The sequence below is a fragment of the Psychrobacter vallis genome (assembly GCF_904846715.1).
GTDB lineage: Bacteria > Pseudomonadota > Gammaproteobacteria > Pseudomonadales > Moraxellaceae > Psychrobacter > Psychrobacter vallis.
This window is the reverse complement of the sequence record NZ_CAJHBU010000045.1, coordinates 1-1,749: the sequence shown is the minus strand read 5'-3', so window position 1 is coordinate 1,749 and position 1,749 is coordinate 1. Positions and strand designations below refer to the sequence as shown.

Sequence of the window (1,749 nt, the reverse complement as noted above, 5' to 3'; positions counted from 1 at the left end):
AGCTCAGCTTTTATTTTGTCGTTAGCAGCCGCAGCTTGTGCTGGTAAGGTGATGACATTGAGCATCCCTGCGGTACAGAGAATACTCAATGCTTTGGTCAGCTTAGTTGATTGAGTAAATGCTGGGTCTTGCGGATTTGGTTTAAAAAAAAGCGTCATGGTCTTGTCTCAAGTACGGTTGCATAATAATGGGGTTTGATTACCACGGTTATTGCGGGCTTAGGCGTGCGGATCATACTGATTCCGAGAAAGATACAGTTCTATCTGCAGCGCTCTTAGAAGCTCATCTAACTCATAACGCAGCTGTTCAAGTTCGCTTGAAGTATCGTCTTCTTGCAGTCTCGATAGGGTTTCACCAAGACGAGCGGCTTCATACACAGCTAAATGGTGCAATCCTAATTTATGATGCTTGTAAACGAGACCTAACTGAGCTTTGGCATGTATCTTGAGTTTTCCATTTCGGCTCCACAATGACCACGGGTGAATCGTGTCATGCAATATTTGGATTCTTGACTCAACATCTCGCACTAAATAACGTGTTTCAAATTCCTCTAATAGTACGGAGTTGTTACTACCATTAGTAACGTCTGAGACCGTTAATCGTACGGGATGAGTTCCCGAATTTTGTGGCAATCGTATGGTTAGTACATCATGAATAGACTGTCCAGCTGTGACAGTAATCTGATAATTTACGGTGTTGGTATCTTTGACAACATCGTCTACTCCGCCGTTATATCCCAACCATTGACTGCCTGCTGGCAAATCTACTTTCACAAGAATGTGCCTATCTTTGTTGCTAGTATTCTCTATATCTACAGGCAGACGTACCACTTCATTTGGCACATAGTCAGTTTTGACGATTTGGCGACGTGAGCTTAGTAGTTGCGTTAAGACGCTGTCCCAATGCAGCTCTTGGGCGTTGGTAGTGCTGGTACTGTTAGGGTAAGGTAAAATATCTGCTGAAGTAGCCAAATCTAAACTACCAATCACATCAAAATTGGTCGCTATTGGTGTGCCGTTACCATAGCGTTGACCCACAATTGCAGGATAGTCCGTACTTTGGTAGTGATGCTTGTGTCCTTTTTTGTTGTGCCCACCGCTATAATCATTACTCACCGTAGCCCAAACCTCAGCTTTATTCGGATCAATGAGGGTCAAATGCTGTGCCCAGCTTCCATGGTGTGCTTTAGAACGACCAGTCATTCGAAGCGCAGTATTAGCAACCATGTCATCAGTTGGCGCTGTAATAAACTGATCAGAAAATGCTAAAGTGTCTGAGTTTAGACGCAAGGCACCCCGACGTTTAACCCCTGCTAAGCTATAGAGTTTTTGATCAACAGAACCGTTCATTGCACTGTCTATGAGCAGGTTGTCACCGCTATAAGCCAGCTCAACAAGCTCTCTTCTCGTATATGAATGTAACGGCTTAACCGCCCCCAACAACCAGTATTGAGCATATTTACCGCTCTGCATTTCATTGGCAAATTTTTCTGGACGCGATACCAGTTTATAGGGTACATCTAGGCGTTTTAGATAACGCTCTAACACTGATGCGCGTTGTTCAAAGCAATTTTGCTTGTGATTGCCATGACTGAATTTATAGCTATAGACCTGCCAACCCGGTACGCAGTTATGGTATACCAATAACGTATTATCGAGATTGTCATTGCCGCCTATGGTGACATTGATAGGAGGCTCAGTTAATAAAACCTGAGATTGTGCCAAACCTTTTTGACCTTGAGCAAATTCT

1 protein-coding gene is annotated in these 1,749 nt (G+C 43.6%); it reads right to left on the bottom strand.

Annotation, left to right across the window (positions count from 1 at the left end):
* Nucleotides 1-218: 218 nt before the first annotated feature.
* A partial coding sequence (locus JMY02_RS13500) for a COG1470 family protein (RefSeq protein ID WP_201599172.1) occupies nt 219-1,749 on the bottom strand: 1,531 nt, incomplete at its 5' end.